The 24,203-nt window shown below is 59.1% G+C and carries 23 protein-coding genes; 10 read left to right on the top strand and 13 right to left on the bottom strand.

Annotated features, from left to right (window positions below):
• Positions 1–12 precede the first annotated feature (12 nt).
• On the top strand, positions 13–357 hold the full coding sequence (locus AFK65_RS13355; protein ID WP_007699763.1) for a YejG family protein: 345 nt from the start codon (positions 13–15) through the stop codon (positions 355–357).
• 3 nt (positions 358–360) lie between these two features.
• On the opposite strand, the gene yejF is transcribed toward AFK65_RS13355, so the two are convergent.
• From yejF to AFK65_RS13310, 9 genes are all read right to left on the bottom strand, one after another.
• A complete protein-coding gene (gene yejF, locus AFK65_RS13350) occupies positions 361–1,950 on the bottom strand; it encodes a microcin C ABC transporter ATP-binding protein YejF (protein ID WP_038856726.1) in 1,590 nt (529 codons plus the stop codon).
• A 1-nt stretch (position 1,951) separates the two neighbouring features.
• On the bottom strand, positions 1,952–2,977 hold the full coding sequence (locus AFK65_RS13345) for a microcin C ABC transporter permease (RefSeq protein WP_007699758.1): 1,026 nt from the start codon (positions 2,975–2,977) through the stop codon (positions 1,952–1,954).
• Complete coding sequence (locus AFK65_RS13340; RefSeq protein WP_007699756.1) at positions 2,974–4,071, bottom strand: microcin C ABC transporter permease YejB; 1,098 nt, start codon at positions 4,069–4,071, stop codon at positions 2,974–2,976. Before AFK65_RS13340 ends, AFK65_RS13345 begins: the two co-directional genes overlap by 4 nt.
• Before the next feature lie 8 nt (positions 4,072–4,079).
• Positions 4,080–5,885, bottom strand: a complete 1,806-nt coding sequence (locus AFK65_RS13335; protein ID WP_007699755.1) for an extracellular solute-binding protein — start codon at positions 5,883–5,885, stop codon at positions 4,080–4,082.
• 95 nt (positions 5,886–5,980) lie between these two features.
• The gene (locus tag AFK65_RS13330) at positions 5,981–7,543 is read right to left on the bottom strand and encodes a cyclic di-GMP phosphodiesterase (RefSeq protein ID WP_007699753.1); all 1,563 of its coding nucleotides are present in this window, start codon (positions 7,541–7,543) and stop codon (positions 5,981–5,983) included.
• Between the two features lie 165 nt (positions 7,544–7,708).
• Entirely contained in the window at positions 7,709–8,278 is a 570-nt protein-coding gene (gene mepS, locus AFK65_RS13325) for a bifunctional murein DD-endopeptidase/murein LD-carboxypeptidase (RefSeq protein ID WP_004387441.1), read from the bottom strand.
• A gap of 429 nt (positions 8,279–8,707) precedes the next feature.
• A complete protein-coding gene (locus AFK65_RS13320) occupies positions 8,708–9,412 on the bottom strand; it encodes a phosphatase PAP2 family protein (RefSeq protein WP_007699748.1) in 705 nt (234 codons plus the stop codon).
• 30 nt (positions 9,413–9,442) lie between these two features.
• A complete protein-coding gene (locus AFK65_RS13315) occupies positions 9,443–10,429 on the bottom strand; it encodes a CobW family GTP-binding protein (RefSeq protein ID WP_007699745.1) in 987 nt (328 codons plus the stop codon).
• A gap of 131 nt (positions 10,430–10,560) precedes the next feature.
• Complete coding sequence (locus tag AFK65_RS13310; RefSeq protein ID WP_007699743.1) at positions 10,561–12,027, bottom strand: mannitol dehydrogenase family protein; 1,467 nt, start codon at positions 12,025–12,027, stop codon at positions 10,561–10,563.
• A 206-nt stretch (positions 12,028–12,233) separates the two neighbouring features.
• Here AFK65_RS13310 and uxuA point away from each other — a divergent pair, with 206 nt between their 5' ends.
• The gene (gene uxuA / locus AFK65_RS13305; protein ID WP_007699741.1) at positions 12,234–13,424 is read left to right on the top strand and encodes a mannonate dehydratase; all 1,191 of its coding nucleotides are present in this window, start codon (positions 12,234–12,236) and stop codon (positions 13,422–13,424) included.
• 63 nt (positions 13,425–13,487) lie between these two features.
• On the opposite strand, the gene yeiP is transcribed toward uxuA, so the two are convergent.
• The gene (gene yeiP / locus AFK65_RS13300; protein WP_007675861.1) at positions 13,488–14,060 is read right to left on the bottom strand and encodes an elongation factor P-like protein YeiP; all 573 of its coding nucleotides are present in this window, start codon (positions 14,058–14,060) and stop codon (positions 13,488–13,490) included.
• Between the two features lie 191 nt (positions 14,061–14,251).
• On the opposite strand from yeiP, the gene AFK65_RS22450 reads away from it, so the two are divergent.
• From AFK65_RS22450 to AFK65_RS13290, 3 genes are read left to right on the top strand one after another with little or no spacing between them, the layout of a single operon-like run.
• The gene (locus tag AFK65_RS22450; protein WP_007699739.1) at positions 14,252–14,440 is read left to right on the top strand and encodes a hypothetical protein; all 189 of its coding nucleotides are present in this window, start codon (positions 14,252–14,254) and stop codon (positions 14,438–14,440) included.
• Positions 14,371–14,571, top strand: coding sequence for a hypothetical protein (locus tag AFK65_RS22445; RefSeq protein WP_369834999.1), 201 nt, complete (start codon positions 14,371–14,373; stop codon positions 14,569–14,571). Before AFK65_RS22450 ends, AFK65_RS22445 begins: the two co-directional genes overlap by 70 nt.
• A 19-nt stretch (positions 14,572–14,590) precedes the next feature.
• Entirely contained in the window at positions 14,591–14,845 is a 255-nt protein-coding gene (locus tag AFK65_RS13290; protein ID WP_007699733.1) for a YkgJ family cysteine cluster protein, read from the top strand.
• Here AFK65_RS13290 and setB read toward each other — a convergent pair.
• Positions 14,842–16,023 carry a sugar efflux transporter SetB gene (setB, locus tag AFK65_RS13285; RefSeq protein ID WP_038856730.1) on the bottom strand — a complete coding sequence of 394 codons (1,182 nt, stop codon included), beginning with the start codon at positions 16,021–16,023 and terminating at the stop codon, positions 14,842–14,844. The genes AFK65_RS13290 and setB overlap by 4 nt on opposite strands.
• Before the next feature lie 370 nt (positions 16,024–16,393).
• On the opposite strand from setB, the gene fruB reads away from it, so the two are divergent.
• From fruB to AFK65_RS13265, 4 genes are all read left to right on the top strand, one after another.
• A complete protein-coding gene (gene fruB, locus AFK65_RS13280) occupies positions 16,394–17,527 on the top strand; it encodes a fused PTS fructose transporter subunit IIA/HPr protein (protein ID WP_038856731.1) in 1,134 nt (377 codons plus the stop codon).
• Positions 17,524–18,462 (top strand): 1-phosphofructokinase, encoded by a 939-nt coding sequence (gene fruK, locus AFK65_RS13275; RefSeq protein ID WP_004387452.1) that lies wholly within the window; start codon positions 17,524–17,526, stop codon positions 18,460–18,462. Before fruB ends, fruK begins: the two co-directional genes overlap by 4 nt.
• A 16-nt stretch (positions 18,463–18,478) precedes the next feature.
• Positions 18,479–20,176 (top strand): PTS fructose transporter subunit IIBC, encoded by a 1,698-nt coding sequence (gene fruA / locus AFK65_RS13270; RefSeq protein WP_007699731.1) that lies wholly within the window; start codon positions 18,479–18,481, stop codon positions 20,174–20,176.
• A gap of 129 nt (positions 20,177–20,305) precedes the next feature.
• Positions 20,306–21,136, top strand: a complete 831-nt coding sequence (locus tag AFK65_RS13265) for a sugar phosphate isomerase/epimerase family protein (RefSeq protein ID WP_038856732.1) — start codon at positions 20,306–20,308, stop codon at positions 21,134–21,136.
• On the opposite strand, the gene nfo is transcribed toward AFK65_RS13265, so the two are convergent.
• The gene (nfo, locus tag AFK65_RS13260) at positions 21,137–21,994 is read right to left on the bottom strand and encodes a deoxyribonuclease IV (protein WP_038856734.1); all 858 of its coding nucleotides are present in this window, start codon (positions 21,992–21,994) and stop codon (positions 21,137–21,139) included.
• Between the two features lie 74 nt (positions 21,995–22,068).
• Complete coding sequence (locus tag AFK65_RS13255) at positions 22,069–23,118, bottom strand: YeiH family putative sulfate export transporter (protein ID WP_038856736.1); 1,050 nt, start codon at positions 23,116–23,118, stop codon at positions 22,069–22,071.
• Between the two features lie 117 nt (positions 23,119–23,235).
• Between AFK65_RS13255 and yieE the strand changes: the two genes are divergently transcribed.
• Positions 23,236–24,102 (top strand): DNA-binding transcriptional regulator YeiE, encoded by an 867-nt coding sequence (gene yieE / locus AFK65_RS13250; protein ID WP_038856738.1) that lies wholly within the window; start codon positions 23,236–23,238, stop codon positions 24,100–24,102.
• Positions 24,103–24,203 lie beyond the last annotated feature (101 nt).

Below are 24,203 nucleotides of genomic sequence, written 5' to 3'. Positions count from 1 at the left end.
GGGGACGCTATCTTGAATACGCTACAACTCTCTATCGTACATCGCTTGCCGCAGAGCTATCGGTGGCGGGCGGGTTTCGCCGGTTCAAAAGTTGAACCGATTCCGCATCAGGGCCCGGACTGCGACAACTGTCTGGTCGGCCTGCGCCTGTTAAGCCCGGATGGCGAAAAAGCCTGGCCGGTGATGCATAAACTCAGCCAGGCGCTGAGCGATATTTCGGTCGATTGTTCTGTGCTGGAGTGCGAAGGCGAGCCGTGTCTGTTCGTAAACCATCAGGATGAATTCGCGGCCACCTGCCGCCTCAAGAATTTCGGCGTGGCCATTGCCGAGCCGTTTTCCGGTCAGAATCCTTTCTGAGCGTCAGCGCAGCGTTAACAGCTCGCGTGTATAAGCCTCACGCGGGGCGGCGAAAATAGTCTGACAGTCGCCCTGCTCAATCACCTCGCCCTGACGTAACACCACTACCTGATGACACAGCGAACGCACCACCTGGAGATCGTGACTGATAAACAGGTAAGCGAGCTGATGCTCGCGCTGTAGCTTTTTCAGCAGCGCCAGGATCTGCGCCTGCACGGTGCGATCGAGCGACGACGTCGGTTCATCCAGGATCAGCAGCTCTGGTTTGAGGATCAGCGCCCGCGCGATGGCGATGCGCTGGCGCTGGCCGCCGGAAAATTCGCTCGGGTAGCGATGGCGCGTTTCGGGATCGAGACCCACTTCACGCATCACGTCAATCACCTGCGCTTCACGCTGGGCCGGGGTGAGGGCCGGCTGATGCACGCGCAGCCCTTCGGCGATAATGCTTTGCACATCAAGACGCGGGTTGAGCGATGAGTTCGGATCCTGGAACACCACCTGAATGCGGCGGCGCAGCGGCAGCAGCGCGCGGCGGTTAAGCTGATGCAGCGGATGCCCGTCGAAGACAATCTCGCCTTGTGAGGCGATAAGGCGCAGCAGCGCGAGCCCTGACGTACTCTTGCCCGATCCCGATTCGCCCACCAGTCCCAGGCTTTCCCCTGTATGCAGCGTAAAGCTTAAGTTGTTAAGCGCATGATGAAAGCCCGCGATGCGCCTGAACAGCCCGCGACGCTTTTCAAACGCCACGCTCAATCCTCGCACAGTCAGTAAAGGCACGGCGGGCTCAGGAAGAGGCACCGGAGAGCCGTCCGGCTCGGCGTTAATCAGGCGACGGGTATAGTCATGCGCGGGCGCTGCGAACAGCGCCGCGGCGCGGTTTTGCTCCACGCAGCGTCCGTTCTGCATCACCGCCACGTTATCCGCCAGCCGTTTGACGATATTCAGGTTATGGGTGATGAACAGCAGCCCCATATTGAGTTCGCGCTTAAGCTCCGCCAGCAGTTGCAGGATCTGCGCCTGCACCGTGACGTCCAGCGCGGTGGTCGGTTCATCGGCGATGAGCAGGGCCGGGCGGGTCAGCAGCGCCATGGCGATCATTACGCGCTGACGCTCGCCGCCCGAAAGCTGGTGCGGAAAATCGTTCAGCCGCTGAGAGGCGTTGCGGATGCCGACGCGCTCAAGGCAGGTAATGATCTCAGCGCGCGCGGGCTCGCGGCGCATGCCGCGGTGCAGCGAGAGCACTTCATAGAGCTGTTTTTCTACGCTATGCAGCGGGTTTAAGGAGACCATCGGCTCCTGGAAAATCATGGCTATCTGGTTGCCGCGCACCGCGCGCAGTTCGCGCTCGCTGGCGTTCAGCAGCGACTGGCCCTGAAAGCGGATGTCGCCCTGCGGATAGACCACCGGCGGCGATGGCAGCAGGCGCAGTACGGAAAGCGCCGTGACGCTTTTGCCGGAGCCCGATTCGCCCACCAGCGCCAGGGTTTCGCCCGGCTCAATAGCCAGCGACAGCGAATCCACCACCTGGCGCTCAACGCCCTGCTGGCGAAACGCGATGGAAAGATTGTCGATGGAAAGCAGAGGGTGCGCCATATCAGACCGCCTTACCGGGATCGAAGGCGTCGCGAACCGCTTCGCCGATAAAAATGAGTAACGACAGTAAAATCGCCAGCGAGAAAAAGGCGGTGAGGCCAAGCCAGGGCGCTTCGAGGTTATTCTTGCCCTGCAAAAGCAGTTCGCCAAGCGACGGCGAGCCGAGCGGCAGCCCGAAGCCCAGGAAATCAAGCTCCGTCAGCACGGTAATCGAACCGCAGAGAATAAACGGCAGAAATGTGAGCGTCGCCACCATCGCGTTCGGCAGCATATGACGCCAGATAATCGCGCGGTCGCTGACGCCAAGCGCCTGGGCGGCGCGGATATAGTCAAAATTGCGGGTACGCAGAAACTCGGCGCGCACCACGCCCACCAGCGTCATCCAGCCGAACAGCACGGTTATCAAAAGCAGCCACCAGAAGCCCGGCTGCACCACGCTTGAGAGGATAATGATCAGAAACAGCGTCGGCATGCCGGACCAGATCTCGATAAAGCGCTGGCCGAACAGATCGATTTTGCCGCCGTAGTAGCCCTGAATTGCGCCAACGGTAATGCCGATGGCGCTGGCGCAGAGCGTCAGCATCAGACCGAACAGCAGTGAAATACGCGTGCCATACAGAATGCGCGCCAGCACATCGCCGCCGTTGGCATCGGTGCCAAGCCAGTTTTGCGCCGACGGCGGGGCAGGGAAGGGGTGATCAGACGCGAAATTAATCGCGGTGCCGCTAAAACGCACCGGCGCCCACAGCACCCAGCCGTTTTTCTTAAGCCGGTGTTGCAGCCACGGGTCCTGATAATCGGCAGGCGTGGCGAGCGGGCCGCCAAAATCGCTTTCGCTGTAGTTATGGATAAGCGGGAAATACCAGCGATCCTGGTAATGCACCGCCAGGGGTTTATCGTTGGCGATAAGTTCGGCGCAGAGGCTTAACGCAAAAATGACCGCGAAAATCCATAGCGACCAGTAGCCGCGCCGGTTATGGCGAAATCGCGCCCAGCGCGCCTCGTTGACCGGATTGAGTCTTCTCATCCGCGCCTCTCGAAATCAATGCGTGGGTCGACAAGCGTGTAAGTGATATCGCTCAGGATATTCAGCAGCAGGCCGACCAGGGTGAAAATATAGAGCGTGCCAAACATCACCGGATAATCGCGCGACACGGTGGCTTCATAGCCCAGCAGCCCGAGGCCCTGAAGCGAGAAAATCACCTCAATCAGCACCGAACCGGTGAAAAACATGCTGATAAACGTCGCCGGGAAGCCCGCGATCACCAGCAGCATGGCGTTGCGAAACACATGACGCCAGAGGATCTGCTGCTCGCCCAGGCCTTTGGCGCGGGCCGTCACCACATACTGCTTGCGGATCTCATCGAGAAACGCGTTGCGGGTAAGAATAGTGAGCGTCGCGAAGCCGCCAATCACCGTCGCCAGCACCGGCAGCGTAATGTGCCAGAGATAATCGGTGATTTTCTGATACCAGGGCAGCGTGTCGAAGTTGGCCGAGACCAGCCCGCGCAGCGGGAAGAGATCGAACCAGGTGCCGCCGGCGAAAACGACAATTAATAAAATGGCGAACAAAAACGCGGGAACGGCGTAACCCGTGATAATCGCCACGCTGCTCCAGACGTCGAAGCGGCTGCCGCTGTTAACCGCCTTGCGGATACCGAGCGGAATCGACACCAGATAGATTATCAGCGTGCTCCACAGGCCAAGCGTGACCGAGACCGGCAGGCTGTTTTTAATCAAATCGATGACCGACGCGCTGCGAAACAGGCTGTTGCCAAAATCGAAACGCGCGTAATCCCACAGCATTTTCAGGTATCGCTCATGCAGCGGTTTGTCGAACCCGTAACGGTGGGTGATTTCGGCGACCACTTCCGGGTCGAGCCCGCGAGCGCCGCGGTAGTGGCTCTCGTTAACGTTCAGCACGCCGTTTTGCGGGCGGCTGCTCTGCATCCCGCCGTTCTGAACGCCGGGGATGCCGCTGGCGCTGCCAAACTGGATAGCGGCGAGGGCCTGATCCACCGGGCCGCCGGGCGCTATCTGGACGATGAAAAAGTTAAGCGTGATGATGGCCCAGAGTGTCGGGATCAGCAGCAGTAAGCGGCGAAGCAGGTAAGCGCCCATAATTTTCCTCAGCGCCGCGCTTCTGGCAGCGTGGCGGCTTTATTGACGTCATACCACCACGTATCAAAGCCAATCGTGTAGAGAGGGCTGGTGGCGGGGCGCGAGAATTTGTTCCACATCGCCACGCGATCCGCCGCGGCGTACCACATCGGGATCATGTAGTAGTTCCAGGTCAGCACGCGGTCAAGCGCACGGCCGAGCGGCAGCAGCTTCTGCTGATTGCCCTGGTTTGCGATGATCTGCGCTATCAGTTTATCCACCGCCGGGTTCTGCACGCCGGGGGTATTCCATGAAGAATCGATATAGTCTGAGGCCCAGCTTATCTGCAAGCCGGTATCGGGCCAGGGCGCGGCGCGATAGAGCGTCGGCATCATATCGAAATCGCGTTTGCGCAGCCGGTTGGTGAGCTGTGAGTTATCCACCTGGCGGATGTTCATCGTGATGCCCAGCCGCGCCAGGCTGTGCTGGAAGGGTAACACCCACTGGTTATTGCCTTCTGAACCCAGCAGCAGTTCAAACGTAAACGGCTTGCCGGTTTCGCGGTTCACCAGCTTGTTATTTTTAAGCTCCCAACCCGCTTCTTTCAGCAGCGCCAGCGCTTTGATGAGATTCTCTCTGTCAAAGCCGTCGCCGCGCGACACCGGCGGCTCGTAGATGCGGGTAAAGACGTCCGGCGGCACCTCTTTTTTGAGCGGCGCGAGCAACGTGAGCTCGTCGGCGTCAGGATAGTGGCGCGCCGCGTAGTCGGTATTCAGGAAATAGCTGTTCGGGCGTCGCCAGGCTTTATAGAACAACACCTTATTCATCCATTCGAAATCAAAGGCGAGCGAAATCGCCTCGCGCACGCGCCGGTCGGCGAAGAAAGGCCGCTGAATATTAAACGCCAGCCAGCGCGCGTCCTGGGCGGTGGTTTTCTCAAACTCGTCTTTGACGATATAGCCGCGGTCAAAATTACTGCCGGTATAGCGCGTCGCCCAGTTTTTCGGGCTGGTTTCCGGGCGGAAGTCATACGCGCCCGCTTTAAACGCCTCGAAAGCGACGTTGTCATCCAGATAGTAGTCGTAGCGAATGGTGTCGAAATTCCAGCGGCCGCGGTTTACGGGCAGGTTGGCGGCCCAGTAATCCTTCACGCGGGAATAGACAATGTACTGCCCCAGACGCCACTGGGTGGCGCGGTAAGGGCCGTTCGCCAGCGGCGGCGTGGCGAGCGGATCGCTAAGCTTATGGTCGCGCCAGAATTTCTCCGGCATCACCGGCAGCGTCAGCAGGCCCAGCATATTTTCTTTGCCGGGCTGTCCGAGTTCAATGCGCACGGTCAGCGGCGCGATGGCCTTGATAGTCGTGCCTTTGTAGTAGAGCCGGAACTGCGGCACGCCTTCGGTCATAAATTTATGAAAGGTGAACGCCACATCTTTCGCGGTAATAGGGGAGCCGTCGTGGTTGCGCGCCTGCGGGTTTATCGTCACCTCCGCCCACGAAAAGTCGTCCGGGTAGCGGATCATCTCGGCAATCAGCGGATAGTAACTGCCCGGCTCGTCGTCGGAACTGGTAAAGAGCGCGTCGTAAAGCGCTTCGGTGCGCACGCCAGGGTTGCCGCGCAGCGCGTAGCGGTTGAAGTTATCAAATGTGCCGATGGCGGCAAGCGTGATGTTGCCGCCTTTCGGGGCGGCCGGATTGACGTAATCGAAGTGGGTGAAGTTGACGACATATTTTGGCTCCCCGAGCACCGCCAGGGAGTAACTTTCATGGATGGTCTGCGCCTGGCAAACAGCGCTGAACACCAGAAAGAGCAAAACGAACGCGCGTGCAATCATTGAGGTGATGTGTCCTTCTCCGGGGCCAGAACGGGCGCGGTAACCGCATGGCAGCATAATAAGGGAGCCGCGCGCGATTGTGAAATAGCCCCGCGTTATGCGTCGGCTTCTTTCATGCTGGCCGGCAAATCAGCGGCACGCACCGGACGGCTGAAATAGTAACCCTGTAAAAAGTTCACGCCGCGCGCGGTCAGCCACTTCGCCTGCTCCTGGGTCTCCACACCCTCGGCCACCGTCGCCATACTCAGGCGTTTCGCAAGGCTAATTACGGCATCCAGCACCGGCGAGGTGATCGTTTCGGTGCCGATCGCATTCACAAAACCGCGATCGATTTTCAGATAATCCAGCGTGAAGCGCTCAAGGTAGATAAGCGCGCTGTGGCCGGTGCCAAAGTCATCCACCGCGATCTCATGGCCCTGTTGATGAAGCCACTGAAAAAGATCCAGCGCTTCTTCTTCGCGAATCATATCGCGCTCGGTTATCTCAAACACCAGATGAAAGTAATCCGGCGGCAGCGAGGCGTGCAGTTTCTGGATATCCGCTTTGAATTGTTCGGAATGAAGATGACCGGGCGCAATATTAATGCCGAGCTTGGCGCCGGGCGGCAGCGACTGCTGCAGGCGCGGCACATCCTGCGCGATCAGTTTAAATAAGTGGCGGGTTAAAGGGACGATAAGCCCCTGCGCCTCGGCGAAGCTGATAAAAGCATCAGGCGGGATCAGGCCGGCAGTCGGATGCTCCCAGCGCATCAGCGCTTCCACGCCGCAGGTCTGACGCGTGGCGGCGTCCACCACCGGCTGGTAGACCACAAAAAACTGGTTACGCTTGATGGCGCTGACAATCTCGCGCCCGGATCGCGCGCGTAGCGCCAGTAAAATGACCGTCAGCACGCCGCCGAGCACGCCAATTAATAAGCCCAGCAGGAGCGCCAGATGGCGGTCTTCGGCGGGCATTGTATCGCCATACAGATAGAGCTTCAGCGGATAGCCATGCACGCTCTCGCTACGCAGCGGTCTGGCGGGCAGCTCATCGGGCGTCATCACCCTGCCGGAAAACGTCGTCAGCGCCCGATCTTTCGCTACCAGCGCGAGGCCGTTGAGATCGTTCTGGCGCGCGGTATAGACCAGATAGGGCGTGAGATTAACGTTAAGCGTGGTGACGATCCCGCGGCCTTCCATGAGCGGATTGCCGAACCACATCACCATGGACGGTTTATCCGGCATCATCGGCGTGCCGGAGATAATGCTGATATCCACCGTTTTGCGGGTATCGATATCCGGCGCGAGATCGCGAAGGGGCAGATGAAGTTTGCCGGTCGCCGAAGAGCAGTAGGCCGCGCCGTCTCTTATCAGCAAAAAGGCGCGCACGTTAAGGTTAAATGCCGCGCGCGAGGTGAGTTCAGACGACACGGTGCCGCACTCGGCAAGCGTCAGCGGCTGCAGCGCGTCGGCGGACGCTTTCAGCTGCGCAAAATAGGTGTTCAGATAATGATGAATATCCCGCGCCAGCATGTCGTACTGGTTTTCCCGCTGCTGATGCAGCCAGCCGCGGGCGGCAAGCGTGATAATCAACGTTAAGGCCAGGCCTGTCGCAAGGCCGACCAGAATAATTTTACGGGGCGTGGACAGCGTTGATGCAAAAGGCGGACTGGATAACATCCTTTTTAGTTCCTGTGCGAGCAACGAGTGTGAACCCAGCTTAACAGAAATCCCGCGCCAGGTGAGGGGAAAGGGCGAGGCGGGCGCACAGACGAAAAAAACGCTGCATCAGCAGCGTTTTTTATCGTTCAGCGAGGACGATCAAGGGAAATCGTCATGCCGGAATTAACTGCGGCTCAGTACGCGGCGCGCTTCGTTATAGCGCTTCTTCCAGTACGGTTCGTCCATGTTGGAAATCATCACGCCGCTGCGTGTTGACGCATGTACAAACTGATTGTTGCCGATGTAAATGCCTACATGACGGCCGGTAGAGCCGGCGCGGAACAGCACCAGATCGCCGGAGCGCAACCGGGTACGATCGACCGGTTTGCCCATTTCCTGCTGCTCATACGTGGAGCGCGGCAGTTCTAAACCAAACTGTTCACGGAAGGTGCGCTGCACAAAACCCGAACAATCGATGCCCGTTTTGGTGCTGCCGCCGAGGCGATAGCGCACGCCTTTCCAGTCAGCGTATTGATCCATAATGCGGGATTTTACATCCAGCGTACGAACCATCTGTTCAAATTCATCCTGAGAGGCTTGCAGTAACAGCCCGTCGTTTTCACCTACTGCATGCGTCTCAGAATGCATGTTTTTTGCGGTATTGGTAGAGCTACATGCTGAAAGCAAAACTGCCACAGCGACTGCGGGGATAGCCCGCATGATATATCTCAGGATTGGTTGAGATTTGACCATTATGTTTGTTTTCCCTTGAAGTCCTTAACGATAAAAATCGTTATAAAAAATGCTAAACGTGCCGAGACTAATGAGCTCTGGGGGGTAAGACAATTCCTGGTGAGCTAAATTGTGTGTCAGTCCACACTTTTTATTTGCATTACCAATAAATGCCCTTAAACCGCAAAACGCTCCCGAGATTACCCTAACAAACCCCATATGGCGAGTGGTTTTAGTTATTTTTTTATAAGAAATTGTAATGCCCGGTATAGCATTTGCAGAGAAAGGATAAGGACTCACGATTTGTCGCAAAAATAGACAACTTATTCATTTTTATGACGAATATATGAAAGTCCTGAGAAAAGCGTCGCGAAGGTTGTGTCTATAAAATAAACAGGGACCCTTAACGATCCCTGTTGGTAATAGTTTTAATTTATTAATTAATTGTTATTAATTTGTTGTTTTTTGACCGGGCAGATGATTATTAAGCCAGGTAATTATTTTATCGCTAAGCGGCGTCAATAAAATCCACGGAAGACCAATAAAAATGATTGACAAAGAGCCAACGGCGATATCCGTAAACCAGTGCGCGCCAATCATCATACGCGGTAGCGCGAAAACACAGAATATCAGCAGGCCCAGCGCGAAAGCTTTACCGCCGAAATAGCGCCACATAAATCCCGCAAATATAAGCAGCATCATGCCGTGGTCGCCGGGAAAACTGTCGGTCGAGGCGTCTTTGGTGGAAATCCCTGTGATTTTACCCACGCGCAGGCTGTCTTCAAACGTCAGGGTTGGGCTCGGGCGCGATACCGGCAGCAGGTGCCCCAGTTGATTGAGAACGACCGCAGAAAGCAACATGACGACACCCATAATAATGATGTGACGGCGGCCCGACGCCGTGGCCTGACGCCAGTACCAGAGCAGCAGCAGACCCATCGCCAGCAGCGAGCAGCCGTCAAAGGCGCGATTATTCGTGATCGCAAGGAACCATAAAAAACCATGGCTGGCGGCGGCCAGGTGATTAAAAAAGTGGAAAATCCCGGCATCGAGGGTAAACCAGAAACCGGTCTGCGCCGGCGGATACCAGGAAAGAAAAAGGACGGCGCCTGCGAGGTTAAGCAGCAGGATCGCGGGGAAACGGGTATTGGTCATGGCAGTCTGAATTTTCACAAAAGGGTAACGTTAAAGCGACGTGTCTAAACGAAGCTTCAACAAGGCGGACTGAAGGGCGTTCCAGTCGGTTTCCGCGGCGGTAATCAGCTCAATCCGGCTGTCCGGCGGCGGGGCGCTCTGGGTTTCAATATGAAAATCCTGTCCCTGGCGATTAATACGCACCAGCCCTTCGGGAATACGCAGTACGCCTTTTACGCGCTCAGCAGGCGCCAGCCGCGCCCATTCCAGTATGCCGATGGTATCGAACACGGTATCGGCATCAAAAATCCAGCCGCAGGCGTGATGCCCCTGTCCGCTGTTCAGACTACGACGCCAGCGCTGATTGCCCGGCAGGCTCAGCGCCGCAAGGCCGCTGCGCGCGGCGTGTGAATGGCTATGATGCGCGCTGGCGGGCAGTTCACGCAGGTTCAGGCGCGGCTTATCAAGCAACGCCGGGTCGATTTCACCCTGGGTCGCGAACACCAGCTCACGGTCGGCGGCGTGTTCGTCGCGCCAGGCGTTCAGCGCCGCGAGACTGGCTTCGTCGCTGCGATCCTGTTTATTGGCGATAATGATATCCGCCGCAGCCAGCTGGTCGCGGAAATTCTCATTGGCGACATATTTTTCATCTCGCAACTGGCGCGGGTCGAGCAGGCACAGGGTGGCGCGCAGGTCAATGTAAGGCTCGTAAACCTCTGAGGTCAGCATATCCAGAATCTGCTTCGGGTGCCCAAGCCCGGTCGGCTCAATCAGCAGGCGATCGGGTTTGCCCTGACGCAGCAGGGTATTGAGCCCGACCTGCATCGGCAGGCCGTTGACGCAGCACATGCAGCCGCCGGGGATCTCTTTTAACAGCGCGCCGCTGTCGGCCATCAGCGCGCCGTCGATGCCCACCTCGCCAAATTCATTGACCAGGACGGCCCATTTTTCCGCCGGATCTTTATGCGCCAGCAGATGACGGATCGTGGTGGTTTTGCCGCTGCCAAGAAAGCCGGTAATGAGATTGGTACGGGTCACATGCGCTCCTGATAAATATCTGACGGGAATAAATCATCAGGCGTCATTCTGGATAAAAATAGCAGGCATGAGAAGAGGCAACGCGGACGGGCAGGGGCCGCATCCGCGTTAAAAGCATTCAGGGTTAAAAATCAGCGACGCGCGAGCCGTGCGACCGCCTCTTTCGCGCCCAGGCGGCACAGCGACTGCCAGGCGGCGTTCAGCGTATGGATAAACAGCGGATGCTGCGGCAGATCCTCGCCGAACACCTCCTTGAGCGTCAGCAGCGCGCCGACGCGCTCTTCTTCGCTGCCTGAGCGCGCCAGCGCCGCAATTTTTTCAGCGAGCGGATCGCGTACGTCGATGGACGCTCCGTTATCATCCACGCCGCTGACGTAGCGCATCCAGCCCGCCACGCCCAGCGCCAGCAGCGACCACTCGCCGCCGTGCTGCAAATGCCAGCGTACCGAATCCAGCATTCGCTGCGGCAGTTTCTGACTGCCGTCCATGGCAATCTGCCAGGTGCGGTGTTTGAGCGCCGGATTGGCGAAGCGGGCGATCAGGCTGTCGGCATAGCCGGTGAGATCGACACCGGTGATCCGTAGCGTCGGCGCCTGTTCGCGCAGCATCAGCTGGCGCGCCGCGTCGCGAAAATGCGCGTCGTTCATACAGTCGCTAATATGCGCATAGCCCGCCAGATAACCGAGATACGCGAGAAAAGAGTGGCTGCCGTTCAGCATTCTTAACTTCATCTGCTCCCACGGCAGCACGTCATCCACCATCTGCACGCCCGCGTCTTCCCAGGCGGGACGGCCCGCGACGAAGTTATCCTCTATCACCCACTGAATAAAAGGCTCGCAGCTGATGGCGCACGGGTCAGCGACGCCTAGCGTATCGGCTATCTCCTGTAAGGATTCCGGTGTCGCCGCCGGCACGATACGGTCAACCATCGTACCGGGGAAGGTGACGTTTTCAGCAATCCATTGCGCCAGCGACGGATCGCGCTTGTGCGCCATGCCGAGCACCGCTTCGCGCACCACATGGCCGTTATCAGGAATGTTATCGCAGGAAAGCACGGTAAACGGCGCGTGCCCGCGTTCGCGGCGGCGGTGCAGCGCTTCGACGAGCAGGCCGGGCGCGGAGTGCGGCTGGTGCGGGTTTTCAAGATCGTGCGCGATACGGCTGTTTTGGGTATCGAGATGGCCGGTCGCGGGATCGATGCAGTAGCCTTTTTCCGTAATGGTTAATGAGACGATAGCGACCTGCGGCTCGCAGAATTTCTCGATAATCGCGTCCATCCCGTCGAGCTTCGCGTTGAGGCATTCATTTACAGCGCCAATAATAATAGCCTGATTACCGTCAGCGCCTTTTTCCAGCACCGTATAGAGATGATCCTGGGCGCGTAGCGCGCTCATCAGTTCATCGCCGCTGAAAAGACTTATCTCGCAGATGCCCCAGTCGCCGCCGTTCAGGTTTAGCACCCTGTCGGTCAGCAGCGCCTGATGCGCGCGGTGAAACGCGCCGAAGCCGAAATGCACGATGCGGGTTTGCAGGGCGCGGCGGTCGTAAGTCGGGCGTTGAACCGACGCGGGCAGCGTGGCGGAAGCGATATTATTCATTTCTCACATATCCTGATAACCATTATTTAACAAAACCAGTGTAAAGTTATATGACAGCAAATTGAATTGGTGTGCCGTAAATATCCGGGGAATGTGAGCTGGATCAATAGCGGCTCGCGTGCGGTTTGACGGTTCTGGTTAAACATGTATGGTAGTCATCATAGAGGTTAGCAGTATTGGTATAACAACTTTTTAAGGAGAGGGCGATGGAACAAACCTGGCGTTGGTATGGGCCGAACGATCCGGTATCGCTGGATGACATCAGACAGGCCGGGGCGACCGGCATCGTCACCGCGCTGCATCACATTCCTAACGGCGAGGTCTGGCCGGTGGAGGAGATCAAAAAACGTCAGGCGGAGCTGGCGCAAAAAGGCCTGACCTGGTCGGTGGTCGAAAGTATTCCGGTGCATGAAGATATTAAAACCCATACCGGGCAATACGATCGCTACATCGCAAGCTATCAGCAGAGCATCCGCAATCTGGCGGCCTGCGGCATCGACACCGTCTGCTATAACTTCATGCCCATTCTTGACTGGACGCGCACCGATCTGGAATACACGCTGCCGGACGGCTCAAAAGCGCTGCGTTTCGATCACATCGCCTTCGCGGCATTTGAACTGCATATCTTAAAACGCGACGGCGCGCGTCATGATTACACCGACGATGAGCAGCGCCAGGCGCAGGACTATTTCAGCGCGATGAGCGAGGCGCAAATTGAGACGCTGACGCGCAATATCATCGCCGGTCTGCCGGGCGCGGAAGAGGGCTATACGCTGGATCAGTTCCGCGCGCGCCTGAGCGAGTACGACCATATCGATAAAGCCGCGCTGCGCGACAACATGGCGTATTTCCTGAAAGCGATTGTCCCGGTGGCGGAAGAAGCGGGCGTGCGCCTGGCGGTCCACCCGGACGATCCGCCGCGCCCGATCCTCGGCCTGCCGCGCATTGTTTCCACCATTGAAGATATGCAGTGGCTGAAAGAGACTGTCGACAGCATCTATAACGGTTTCACCATGTGTACCGGCTCATACGGCGTGCGTGCGGATAACGACCTGGTGCGGATGGTCGAAACCTTTGCCGATCGCATTCACTTCACGCATCTGCGCTCCACCTGCCGAGAGGCGAACCCGAAAACCTTCCACGAGGCGGCGCATCTGTATGGCGACGTCGATATGGTGGCGGTGGTGAAAGCGATCCTGACCGAAGAGCAGCGCCGTAAAAAAGCAGGCGATCTGCGCCCGATCCCGTTCCGCCCGGATCATGGCCACCAGATGCTTGACGATCTGCGCAAGAAAACCAACCCCGGCTATTCGGCGATTGGCCGCCTGAAAGGGCTGGCGGAAGTGCGCGGCGTGGAGCTGGCGCTGAAAAAAGTGCTGTTCCCGGATTTGCTGTAAGCCGTCAGCACCGCCATAAAAAGCCCCGCACTGGCGGGGCTTTTTATTTTTACAGGATGCTAACTACTCGGCGCGGCCCATATAGCGGCGTTCTGCGATATGTACGCGGATTTTCTCACCGGCGCTCAGGTACTCCGGCACCTGAATCACAACGCCGGAAGAGAGCGTGGCCGGTTTAGAGCGGGCACTGGCGGAGGCGCCTTTGATGCCCGGCGCGGTTTCCACAATTTCCAGATCCACCGTCTGCGGCAGTTCGAGCGCCAGCAGCTGGCCGTCCCAGGTCAGCACCTGCATATCCGGCATGCCGCCTTCCGGCATAAACAGCAGCTCTTCTTCAATCTGATCTTTGGTAAAGGTATATGGCGTATAGTCTTCTTTATCCATAAAGACATACTCGTTGCCGTCGACATAGGAGAAATCGACAAAGCGACGGGTCAGCGTAATGGTGTCCAGGATATCGTCGCCTTTAAAACGCTCTTCCACTTTCTGCCCGGTGCGGACATCGGAAAAACGCATTTTGTACAGCGTGGCCGCGCCGCGCGCGCTCGGCGACTGAATATCGATATCTTTCACAATCAGCAGTTTGCCGTTGTAATTCAGCACCATACCTTTTTTAATTTCATTCGCTCTTGGCATCGACGTGTCCTGTTAAGCTGGAATATGCAAAATATCGCGACAAGTTACTCGCGAGACACGCGCCAGGCAAGCGGAATTACGCACATTGCGAGGCATGCCGAAAAAGCGGCACGCGGCGGTTTTTTAAGCCGCAGGGCTGTACCTGGCGAGGCAAAAGGCTACAATGCCCGGCTTTCACGCGAGGAGCCGCCATGCCGATTTCCATCCGTCACGTCCTGCCTGAAGAAACGGTTGCCGTTTATCGTCTGATCCCGGAGTTCGCCGGGCTACATGATGCGCAGACTATCGGCCAGCGTACCGACGCGACGGCGTGGCGCAGCGACTGCTGGAAACACAGGAATGCTGGGCGCAGAAAAATGGCTACCAGCGGCTTTACGTGAAAACGCGTAATCAGTTTCGCGCCATGCTGATGCTGCTTGTCCGCAACGGTTACCTGGTCATCGGGCTGGAAAATAAGGGCGAGGCGGCAGACTACCGGCTGCTGCCTGAAAAAAAACTGACCGACGCCTGAGCGTCGTCACGGAGAATGTATGGAATGTCGCCCCGACTGCGGCGCCTGCTGCACCGCACCGTCGATCTCAAGCCCGATCCCGGGCATGCCCGACGGCAAACCGGCCAATACGCCCTGCGTCCAGCTTGACGAACGCCTGCGCTGTAAGCTGTTCGGCTCGCCGCTGCGCCCGAAAGTCTGCGGCGGCCTGCAGCCTTCGAAAGAGATGTGCGGCAAAAGCCGCCACGACGCGATGACCTTTCTTATTGAACTGGAGGCGCTGACCGCGCCTTAAACGTCCTTAATGCGCCACAAACACCAGACCGCGCCTGCGGTCATCGCCAGCGCCACGTAAAACACCGCGTGGTAATTGAGGATTTCCGCAATCACGCCCGCAAGCGATCCGGCGATGATCCAGCCCACGCGCGTGGTGTTGGTGTACAGCGTGGTCGCAGCACCCGCCTGGCCTGGCATCAGATCCTGAAAATAGAGCATGCCGATACCGGCCAGAATACCGATATAAACGGCGTTCAGCAGTTGTAAAGCCAGCAGCAGCGCCGGGCTGTGCAGCGTCAGCATCCCGAGATAAAACAGCACGCCTGCCGCCACCGCCACCCGCATCAGAAAGCGTTTGCCGAATTTACGGGCGTAGAAGCCTGCAATCAGCATCACCGGGATCTCAAGCCCGGCCGCCGCGCCCATCATCACGCCCGCCAGCTTTTCCGGCAGGCGCAGTTCGTTAATCAGATACAGCGGCATATTAATAATGTAGAGGCTGTTGGTGCCCCACATCAGCGTGCATACCGAAAACAGCAGCAGCGCGTCGCGGCGGTTGCGGCGCGGGGCTTCCAGCGGCGCTGCGGTGGCGAGCGGCTCTTTACGCATCGACGGTAAAAAGCACCAGACCATCAGCGCGCAGAGCACAAACGCCGCTGCGGCGCTGATATACATCGCCTGAAAGCCGAACCCCATCGCCAGCGCGTACGCCAGCGGCGGCCCGACCACCCAGGCGAGCGACACCTGCGCGCGTAGCACCGAGCTGAACATCACCGCCTCGCGCCCGGTGCGATCGGCATGCTCGCGCGCCAGCGCGAACATCTGCGGGTTGGCGGTCGAGCCAAAACTGCTCAGAAACACACCGACAAACAGCAAAATGAAATAGTTGCGATTCCAGGCAAACAACAGGCACGCCAGCGCGCCCAGCAGGCAGCAGGCGAAAATCAGAGCTTTGCGATCGCCTTTGCGATCTGAACGCCCGGCCAGAAACTGGCTGACGAAAATGCCGATAATCGCGCTGCCGGTAAAAAAGAACCCGACCATCGCCGGACGAGCGTGGACCTCTTCCGTCAGGAACAGGCTTAGCGTCGGGGTTTGCAGCGCGCCCGCGATACCGGTGAGAAAAGCAACGATCAGAAACGAGGCTGACGTGAAATCGAGCGGTCGGCGCGGTGCCGCGAGGGAGTCGTTTTGCATAAGCTGAGCAGTGTCGATAAAGAAGGGGCGGAGTTTACGCCCCTTGTCATTATTTGAACAGTGAACCGGCACCGCGACGCCACAAAAAATCAAAATAGCATTTCAGAATGACCCTGCCGCTTTGCTGAAGCGAGCTGAACACCCCATTAAAACCGCTGAGCCTGGTACCCGTTGCGTTTGACTAAGGGGTGAAATGTGCGGGATCTCTAATATTCAACACGTCAATAACGGCTTTTCTTGCGCGCAGCGCTCGGAAAATGCAGACTTTCTTGAAACGTTTCAGCGTTGTCTCGTTTTTGCTCATTTGGCGGGACAGCGCTCTTTTTCTCACAACGGCTGAAACGATTCGGGTTCGGCAAGCGAGGAGACCATGTTCCAGTTATCTGTTCAGGATATCCATCCCGGCGCCCACGCCGGTGATAAAGAAGCAGCGATTCGTCAGGTAGCTGACGCGCTGGTGAAAGCGGGCAACGTCAGCGCCGGTTATGTTGACGGCATGCTGGCCCGCGAAAAGCAAACCTCCACCTTTTTAGGCAACGGCATCGCTATTCCCCACGGCACTACTGACACGCGCGACCAGGTGCTGAAGACTGGCGTGCAGGTGTTTCAGTTCCCGCAGGGCGTCGCCTGGGGCGACGATCAGGTCGCCTATGTCGCCATTGGTATCGCCGCCAGCTCCGATGAACACTTAGGCCTGCTGCGTCAGCTCACCCATGTGCTGAGCGACGACGCGATTGCTGAACAGCTGAAAACCGCGACCACCGCCGAAGAGCTGCGCGCTCTGCTGATGGGCGAGAAGCAAAGCGCGGGCATGAAACTGGATAACGACACCCTCACGCTAGACGTTGCGGCCACGAGCCTCGTGACCTTGCAGGCGCTGAACGCCGGTTGTCTCAGCGAAGCGGGCGCGGTGGATGCGGAGTTCGTGAGCCACGTCATTAACGCTAAACCGCTGAACCTCGGCCAGGGCGTCTGGCTTGCTGACAGCGCGCAGGGCAACCTGGCAAGCGCGGTCGCGGTAAGCCGTCCGGCGCAGTCGTTCACGCACGATGGCGAGAACGTCGGCCTGCTGCTGACCGTCGCAGTCGCTGACGATCAGCCGCTACAGGTGCTGGGCCGCGTCAGCGAACTGCTGATCGCGAACAAAGCTGACCGCCTGCTGAACGCCGACGCCGCCACGCTGCTGACGCTGCTGACCAGCGACGACGCGCCGGGCGAAGATGTGCTGAGCGCGGAATTCACCGTGCGTAACGAGCACGGTCTGCACGCGCGTCCGGGCACCGTGCTGGTGAACACCATCAAACAGTTCAGCAGCGATGTCACCGTCACCAACCTCGACGGCACCGGTAAACCGGCGAACGGCCGCAGCCTGATGAAAGTCGTGGCGCTGGGCGTTAAGAAAGGCCATCGCCTGCGCTTTACCGCGCAGGGCGACGATGCGCAGGCGGCGCTGGACGCCATCGGCGAAGCCATCAGCGCGGGTCTTGGGGAGGGCGCAGCATGAGCAGACGTGTCGCCACTATTACTCTCAACCCGGCATATGACCTGGTAGGTTACTGCGCAGAGATTGAGCGCGGCGAAGTTAACCTCGTGCGGACCACCGGCCTGCACGCTGCGGGTAAAGGCATTAACGTCGCCAAAGTGCTCAAAGATTTAGGTATCGACGTCACCGTGGGCGGTTTTCTCGGTAAAGACAACCAGGACGGCTTTCAGCAGCTGTTTAGCGAACTCGGCATCGCCAATCGCTTCCAGGTGGTGCAGGGCCGTACCCGCATTAACGTCAAACTGACGGAAAAAGACGGTGAAGTGACCGACCTTAACTTCTCCGGTTTTGAAGTGACGCCTGCCGACTGGGAGCGTTTCGTTAATGACTCCTTAACCTGGCTTGGCCAGTTCGATATGGTCTGCGTCAGCGGCAGCCTGCCGTCGGGCGTTTCTCCGGAAGCGTTCACCGACTGGATGACCCGCCTGCGCAGCCAGTGTCCGTGCATTATCTTCGACAGCAGCCGCGAGGCGCTGGTGGCGGGGCTGAAAGCCGCGCCGTGGCTGGTGAAACCGAACCGCCGCGAGCTGGAGATCTGGGCCGGCCGCAAACTGCCGGAACTGAAAGATGTTATCGAGGCGGCTCACGCGCTTCGCGAACAGGGTATCGCCCATGTGGTGATCTCCCTGGGCGCGGAAGGGGCGCTGTGGGTGAACGCGTCGGGTGAATGGATCGCCAAACCGCCGTCCTGCGACGTCGTCAGTACGGTCGGGGCAGGGGATTCTATGGTTGGCGGCCTGATTTACGGGCTGCTGATGCGTGAATCCAGTGAACATACCCTACGTCTTGCAACGGCGGTGGCGGCGCTGGCGGTCAGCCAGAGCAACGTCGGCATCACCGACAGGACACAGTTGGCCGCAATGATGGCGCGTGTCGACTTAAAACCCTTCCACTAACAGCAGGAGAGGCATAATGAAAACGCTGCTGATTATCGAGCCCGGGTGTGGACAGGCCCGCGCTTATATGGCGAAAACGCTGCTTGGCGCCGCCGCGCAAAAAGCACAGCTGGAATTAACCGATAACCCGAACGATGCGGAGCTGGCGATTGTTATCGGCAGTGCCGTACCGGCGGACGCATCCCTGAACGGCAAAAAGGTTTACCTCGGCGACATTAATCGCGCCGTGGCGCACCCGGAGCTGTTTTTAAGCGAAGCGAAATCCCACGCGGCGGCCTACAGCGCGCCTGCCGCCGCCGCGCCTGCGGCAAGCGCAAACGCCAGCGGTCCGAAACGCATCGTGGCGGTCACGGCCTGCCCGACCGGCGTGGCGCACACCTTTATGGCGGCGGAAGCGATTGAAACCGAAGCCAAAAAACGCGGCTGGTGGGTGAAAGTGGAAACGCGCGGCTCTGTTGGCGCGGGTAACGCGATTACGCCGGAAGAAGTGGCGCAGGCGGATCTGGTCATCGTGGCGGCGGATATCGAAGTGGATCTGGCGAAATTCGCCGGTAAACCGATGTATCGCACCTCGACCGGCCTCGCGCTGAAGAAAACCGCGCAGGAGTTCGACAAAGCGGTGGCGGAAGCGAAACCGTATCAGCCCGCAGGCGCAGGGGCCGCGGCGACCGATAAAAAAGAGCAGGGCGGCGCGGGTCCGTACCGTCATCTGCTGACGGGCGTCTCCTATATGCTGCCGATGGTGGTGGCGGGCGGTCTGCTCATCGCGCTCTCGTTTGTGTTCGGTATCGAAGCCTTTAAACAGGAAGGAACGCTGGCGGCGGCGCTGATGAAAATCGGCGGCGGCTCTGCGTTCGCCCTGATGGTGCCGGTACTGGCCGGTTATATCGCGTTCTCCATCGCCGACCGTCCGGGCCTCACGCCGGGCCTCATCGGCGGTATGCTGGCGGTCAGCACCGGTTCCGGCTTTATCGGCGGCATCATCGCCGGTTTCCTGGCGGGTTACGTGGCGAAAGCCATCAGCGGTAAAGTGAAGCTGCCGCAGAGCATGGAAGCGCTGAAGCCCATCCTTATCATTCCGCTGTTCTCCAGCCTGATTGTCGGTCTGGCGATGATTTACGTGATCGGTACGCCGGTGGCCAAAATCCTGGCGGGCCTGACCGCGTGGCTGCAGAGCATGGGTACGGCGAACGCCGTCCTGCTGGGCGCTATCCTCGGCGCGATGATGTGTACCGATATGGGCGGCCCGGTGAACAAGGCGGCGTATGCCTTTGGCGTGGGGCTGCTGAGTTCTCAGGTGTACGCGCCGATGGCGGCGATTATGGCGGCCGGTATGGTTCCGCCGCTGGCGATGGGGATCGCCACCCTGGTGGCGCGTCGTAAATTCGACAAAGGCCAGCAGGAAGGGGGCAAAGCGGCGCTGGTGCTGGGCCTGTGCTTTATCTCCGAAGGCGCTATCCCGTTCGCGGCGCGTGACCCGATGCGTGTGATCCCGTGCTGTATCGCGGGCGGCGCGCTGACCGGCGCTATCTCCATGGCGATTGGCGCGAAACTGATGGCGCCGCACGGCGGTCTGTTCGTCCTGCTCATCCCAGGCGCTATCAGCCCGGTGCTGGGCTACCTGCTCGCCATCGTGGCAGGTTCGCTGCTGGCGGGTCTGGTTTACGCCTTCCTGAAGCGTCCTGAAAGCGAACTGGCGGCGAAAGCGGCCTGATGCTGATAACTCCCTGCTCCGGCAGGGAGTTTTTTTATCCCTTCTGTCACTCTCCGTTACACCCCTTTTTTGCCCTCTGCGCCGTTTGCGTCAACACTTAAGTCTTTGTATCGCTTAAAGGAGGACGCTGTGCTGCGCTCAATCGCCACGCTGTGTGTCGCCGGAACCCTGCCGGAAAAGCTGCGCGCCATCGCGCAGGCCGGTTTCGACGGCGTCGAAATATTTGAACCCGATTTCATGGAATGGGGCGAAAGCCCGGCGCGGCTGGCCGCGCTGTGCCGGGAGCTGGGCTTAACCATTTTCCTTTATCAGCCGCTGCGTAATGCCGACGGCGTACCGCCGGCGCAGTGGCCGCAAACGCGCGAGCGCGCGTATCGCACGTTTGAGACGATGCGTGAGATAGGCTGTCGCTGTCTGCTGGCCTGCAGCAATCTGGAGGCGAACAGCAGCGCCGATCCGGCGCGGCAGACGGAGGATTTAGCGCGCCTCGCGGAGATCGCGGCCGGGTTTGACGCCCGGGTGGGGTATGAAGCGCTCGCCTGGGGCCGCCATGTGAACCGCTATACGCAGGCCTGGGAGCGGGTGAAAACCGTGGATCATCCGGCGCTCGGGCTGGTGCTGGACAGCTTTCATGTGCTGGCGCGCGGGGATACGCTGGCGCCTGACACCATCCCGCCGGAGAAAATCTTCTTTACGCAGTTCGCCGATGCGCCGCATAAGGATCTACCGCTGGAGGCCTGGAGCCGCCATTTTCGCGCTTATCCGGGCGAAGGCAGCCTGCCCGTGGTGGATTTCGCGCGCGCATTAATGAAAAGCGGATATCAGGGACCGTGGTCGCTGGAGGTGTTCAGCGATGCCTGGCAGCAGGCGGGCGCCGAAGAGAGCGCCCGCGCCGGGTTGGCTTCGCTGAACTGGCTTGCGGCGCAGTCTGACGCGCCGCGCCGTGAGGAGGAGGCGTAATTACGCCTGCGCGCCGCCGATCTGCTGGGCGTTCAGCCAGGCGATCTCTTCCTTCCAGATATCCGGGTTAATGGTTTCCAGAATCAGCGGAATGTTGTCGAAATGCGGCTGCTGCATGATCCAGCGAAACGGCGTAAAGCCGATATTGCCTTCGCCTAAGCTGTGGTGCCGGTCGACCCGGCTTGCGAAGGCGCTTTTGGCGTCGTTCAGGTGCATACCGCGCAGGTACTGAAAGCCGACGATGCGGTCAAACTCGGCGAAGGTTTTCTCGCAATCTTCTTCGGTACGCAGATCGTAACCCGCTGCGAAGGCGTGGCAGGTATCAATGCAGACGCCGACGCGGGATTTATCTTCCACCTGGTCGATAATCGCCGCCAGATGCTCAAAGCGAAAACCGAGATTGCTGCCCTGGCCTGCGGTGTTTTCAATCACCGCCGTGACGCCTGCGGTTTTATCAAGCGCGATATTCACCGACTCGGCGATGCGCGACAGACACGCCTCTTCGCTTAACTGCTGAAGGTGGCTGCCGGGGTGAAAGTTCAGCAGCGTCAGGCCGAGCTGCGCGCAGCGCTCCAGCTCATCGATAAACGCCGCGCGGGATTTCTCCAGCGCTTCCGGCTCCGGGTGTCCTAAGTTAATCAGAAAGCTGTCGTGCGGCAGGATCTGACCGGGGCCGTAGCCATGCTGGCGGCAGGCGGCTTTGAACTCGTCGATGACGGCAGGCGTCAGCGCCGCCGCGCGCCACTGGCGCTGGTTTTTGGTAAACAGCGCAAAGGCTGTCGCGCCAATTTCCGCCGCGCGGGCCGGAGCGTTCGCCACCCCGCCCGATGCGCTGACGTGCGCGCCTGTAAACTTCATCGTTTTCTCCTGTCATACCCGCAAAAGGGGGAACGTTTTATCATAGCGGACAGAGCAGGGAAAGGCGCGCCGGTTTATGCCAGCAGATGCGTGACCGCGAGATTAATCGCGCCGCCGCCCACAATCAGCCAGGCGAAGAGCGCCAGCGCCATCAGCAGCGGACGGACGCCTGCGTTTTTCAGCGCGCTGACGTGGGTCGTAAGGCCGAGCGCCGCCATCGCCATCGCCAGCAGAATGGTGTCGAGCGTCACCAGCGTCTGCACCACGGCTGGCGGCAGCAGATGGAGCGAGTTAAACGCCGCCACCACGATAAACAGCAGGGCGAACCACGGAATGGTAATCTTGCCCGCTTTCTCGCCGTCGCGCGGCGCGAGCTGTTTTACCCGGCCCGCCAGCAGAAGAAGGAACGGGGCCAGCATCATGACGCGCAGCATTTTGGCGATCACCGCCGCGTTTTCCGTCTCCGGGCTGACCGCATGGCCTGCCGCGACGACCTGCGCCACTTCATGCACCGTTGAGCCGATATAGACGCCGAAGGTCTGTTCGCTAAACCACGGCGCAAGCCACGGCCACAGCAGCGGGTACACAAAAATCGCCAGCGTACCGAAAATCACCACCGTCGCCACCGCCACGGTGACTTTGCTCGCCTGCGCTTTCACCACCGGTTCGGTCGCCAGCACCGCCGCGGCGCCGCAGATGCTGCTGCCCGCGCCAATCAGCCAGCTGGTTTCACGGTCAAGCTTAAAGACTTTCTGCCCGAGCCAGCAGGCGAGGATAAACGTGCTGGCGAGCGTGAGGATGTCCACCAGAATGCCGCTGGCGCCCACATCGGCTATCTGCCAGAAGGTTAGGCGAAACCCGTACAGAATAATGCCCAGGCGCAGCAGATGTTGTTTAGCGAACAGCACGCCGCCGTCGCAGTGGGCGTGTATTTTCGGGTACAGCGTATTGCCGATAATCATCCCGCCAAGAATGGCGACCGTCAGCGCGCTGAAGCCCGCGTTACCGACGGCGGGGATAGCGCCTGTCCAGAGGGCGGCCGCGGTCAGCAGCCCGGTCAGCGCCAGGCCAGGCAAAAAGTGCATAAGCCCATGATGTCGGTGAGATAAAGTCAGTGTGGTCATAGCGTCCTCCTGTTATGGAATAAGCTTATGCCGTTCTGGTATAAAATTAAAATTGATTATATATTTATAATTAATCTCAATAAGTGGTAAGCACCGTTGCGTTCGCACGAGGTCATCATGCACATCACCTTACGCCAGCTGGAAGTGTTCGCCGAAGTGCTGAAAAGCGGCTCGACGACCCAGGCTTCTCAGATGTTGTCCCTCTCCCAGTCCGCCGTCAGCGCGGCGCTCACCGATCTGGAAGGCCAGCTCGGCGTGCAGCTGTTCGACCGCGTCGGCAAGCGTCTGGTCGTCAATGAACACGGGCGGCTGTTATATCCGCGCACCGTGGCGCTGCTGGAGCAGGCGGGCGAAATCGAACGGCTCTTTCGCAACGACAACGGCGCTATCCGCGTTTACGCCAGCAGCACGATCGGCAACTATATCCTGCCGGAGATAATCGCCCGCTACCGTCGCGACTTCCCGGATCTTCCCCTGGAGATGAGCGTTGGCAACAGCCTCGACGCGGTGCAGGCGGTCTGCGATTTCCGCGTGGATATCGGCCTTATCGAAGGGCCGTGCCACATGGCGGAAATTGTGGCGCAGCCGTGGCTTGAGGATGAACTGGTGGTGTTCGCCTCGCCTGCGAGCCCGCTGCTTGAGGGCGAGGTGACGCTGGAGCGCCTTGCCGCGATGCCGTGGATCTTGCGCGAAAAAGGCTCCGGCACGCGTGAAATCGTCGATTATCTGCTGCTGTCGCATTTGCCGGAGTTTCGTCTCAGCATGGAGCTTGGCAACTCGGAAGCCATTAAACACGCGGTGCGCCACGGGCTTGGCGTCAGCTGCCTGTCGCGTCGGGTCATCGCTGAACAGCTGGAAACCGGCTCGCTGGTGGAGGTGAAACTGCCGCTGCCGCCGCTGGTCCGCCGGCTTTATCGCATTCACCACCGCCAGAAACACCTCTCCAGCGCGCTGGCGCGTTTTTTGCGCTATTGCGAACTTTGATTTCGCGGAGCGCGTCACACGGCGCGCTCATCATCAGTTTTTTTCCTCTCAACGCCCCGATTCGCTGCTTTACTTATAATCCTCGAGCGATCATGAAGCTC

It is taken from the genome of Cronobacter universalis NCTC 9529, assembly GCF_001277175.1.
In the GTDB taxonomy this organism is placed as follows: domain Bacteria; phylum Pseudomonadota; class Gammaproteobacteria; order Enterobacterales; family Enterobacteriaceae; genus Cronobacter; species Cronobacter universalis.
Note: the sequence above shows the minus strand (reverse complement) of the source record. Positions and strands in the feature narration are given on the sequence as shown.

Excerpts from the sequence above, each read along its gene's own strand:
- yejF (WP_038856726.1), bottom strand. The coding sequence starts at position 1,950 with ATGGCGCACCCTCTGCTTTCCATCGACAATCTTTCCATCGCGTTTCGC.
- AFK65_RS13345 (WP_007699758.1), bottom strand. The coding sequence starts at position 2,977 with ATGAGAAGACTCAATCCGGTCAACGAGGCGCGCTGGGCGCGATTTCGC.
- AFK65_RS13340 (WP_007699756.1), bottom strand. The coding sequence starts at position 4,071 with ATGGGCGCTTACCTGCTTCGCCGCTTACTGCTGCTGATCCCGACACTC.
- AFK65_RS13335 (WP_007699755.1), bottom strand. The coding sequence starts at position 5,885 with ATGATTGCACGCGCGTTCGTTTTGCTCTTTCTGGTGTTCAGCGCTGTT.
- AFK65_RS13330 (WP_007699753.1), bottom strand. The coding sequence starts at position 7,543 with ATGTTATCCAGTCCGCCTTTTGCATCAACGCTGTCCACGCCCCGTAAA.
- mepS (WP_004387441.1), bottom strand. The coding sequence starts at position 8,278 with ATGGTCAAATCTCAACCAATCCTGAGATATATCATGCGGGCTATCCCC.
- AFK65_RS13320 (WP_007699748.1), bottom strand. The coding sequence starts at position 9,412 with ATGACCAATACCCGTTTCCCCGCGATCCTGCTGCTTAACCTCGCAGGC.
- AFK65_RS13310 (WP_007699743.1), bottom strand. The coding sequence starts at position 12,027 with ATGAATAATATCGCTTCCGCCACGCTGCCCGCGTCGGTTCAACGCCCG.
- uxuA (WP_007699741.1), top strand. The coding sequence starts at position 12,234 with ATGGAACAAACCTGGCGTTGGTATGGGCCGAACGATCCGGTATCGCTG.
- yeiP (WP_007675861.1), bottom strand. The coding sequence starts at position 14,060 with ATGCCAAGAGCGAATGAAATTAAAAAAGGTATGGTGCTGAATTACAAC.
- AFK65_RS22450 (WP_007699739.1), top strand. The coding sequence starts at position 14,252 with ATGCCGATTTCCATCCGTCACGTCCTGCCTGAAGAAACGGTTGCCGTT.
- AFK65_RS13290 (WP_007699733.1), top strand. The coding sequence starts at position 14,591 with ATGGAATGTCGCCCCGACTGCGGCGCCTGCTGCACCGCACCGTCGATC.
- setB (WP_038856730.1), bottom strand. The coding sequence starts at position 16,023 with ATGCAAAACGACTCCCTCGCGGCACCGCGCCGACCGCTCGATTTCACG.
- fruB (WP_038856731.1), top strand. The coding sequence starts at position 16,394 with ATGTTCCAGTTATCTGTTCAGGATATCCATCCCGGCGCCCACGCCGGT.
- fruK (WP_004387452.1), top strand. The coding sequence starts at position 17,524 with ATGAGCAGACGTGTCGCCACTATTACTCTCAACCCGGCATATGACCTG.
- fruA (WP_007699731.1), top strand. The coding sequence starts at position 18,479 with ATGAAAACGCTGCTGATTATCGAGCCCGGGTGTGGACAGGCCCGCGCT.
- nfo (WP_038856734.1), bottom strand. The coding sequence starts at position 21,994 with ATGAAGTTTACAGGCGCGCACGTCAGCGCATCGGGCGGGGTGGCGAAC.
- AFK65_RS13255 (WP_038856736.1), bottom strand. The coding sequence starts at position 23,118 with ATGACCACACTGACTTTATCTCACCGACATCATGGGCTTATGCACTTT.
- yieE (WP_038856738.1), top strand. The coding sequence starts at position 23,236 with ATGCACATCACCTTACGCCAGCTGGAAGTGTTCGCCGAAGTGCTGAAA.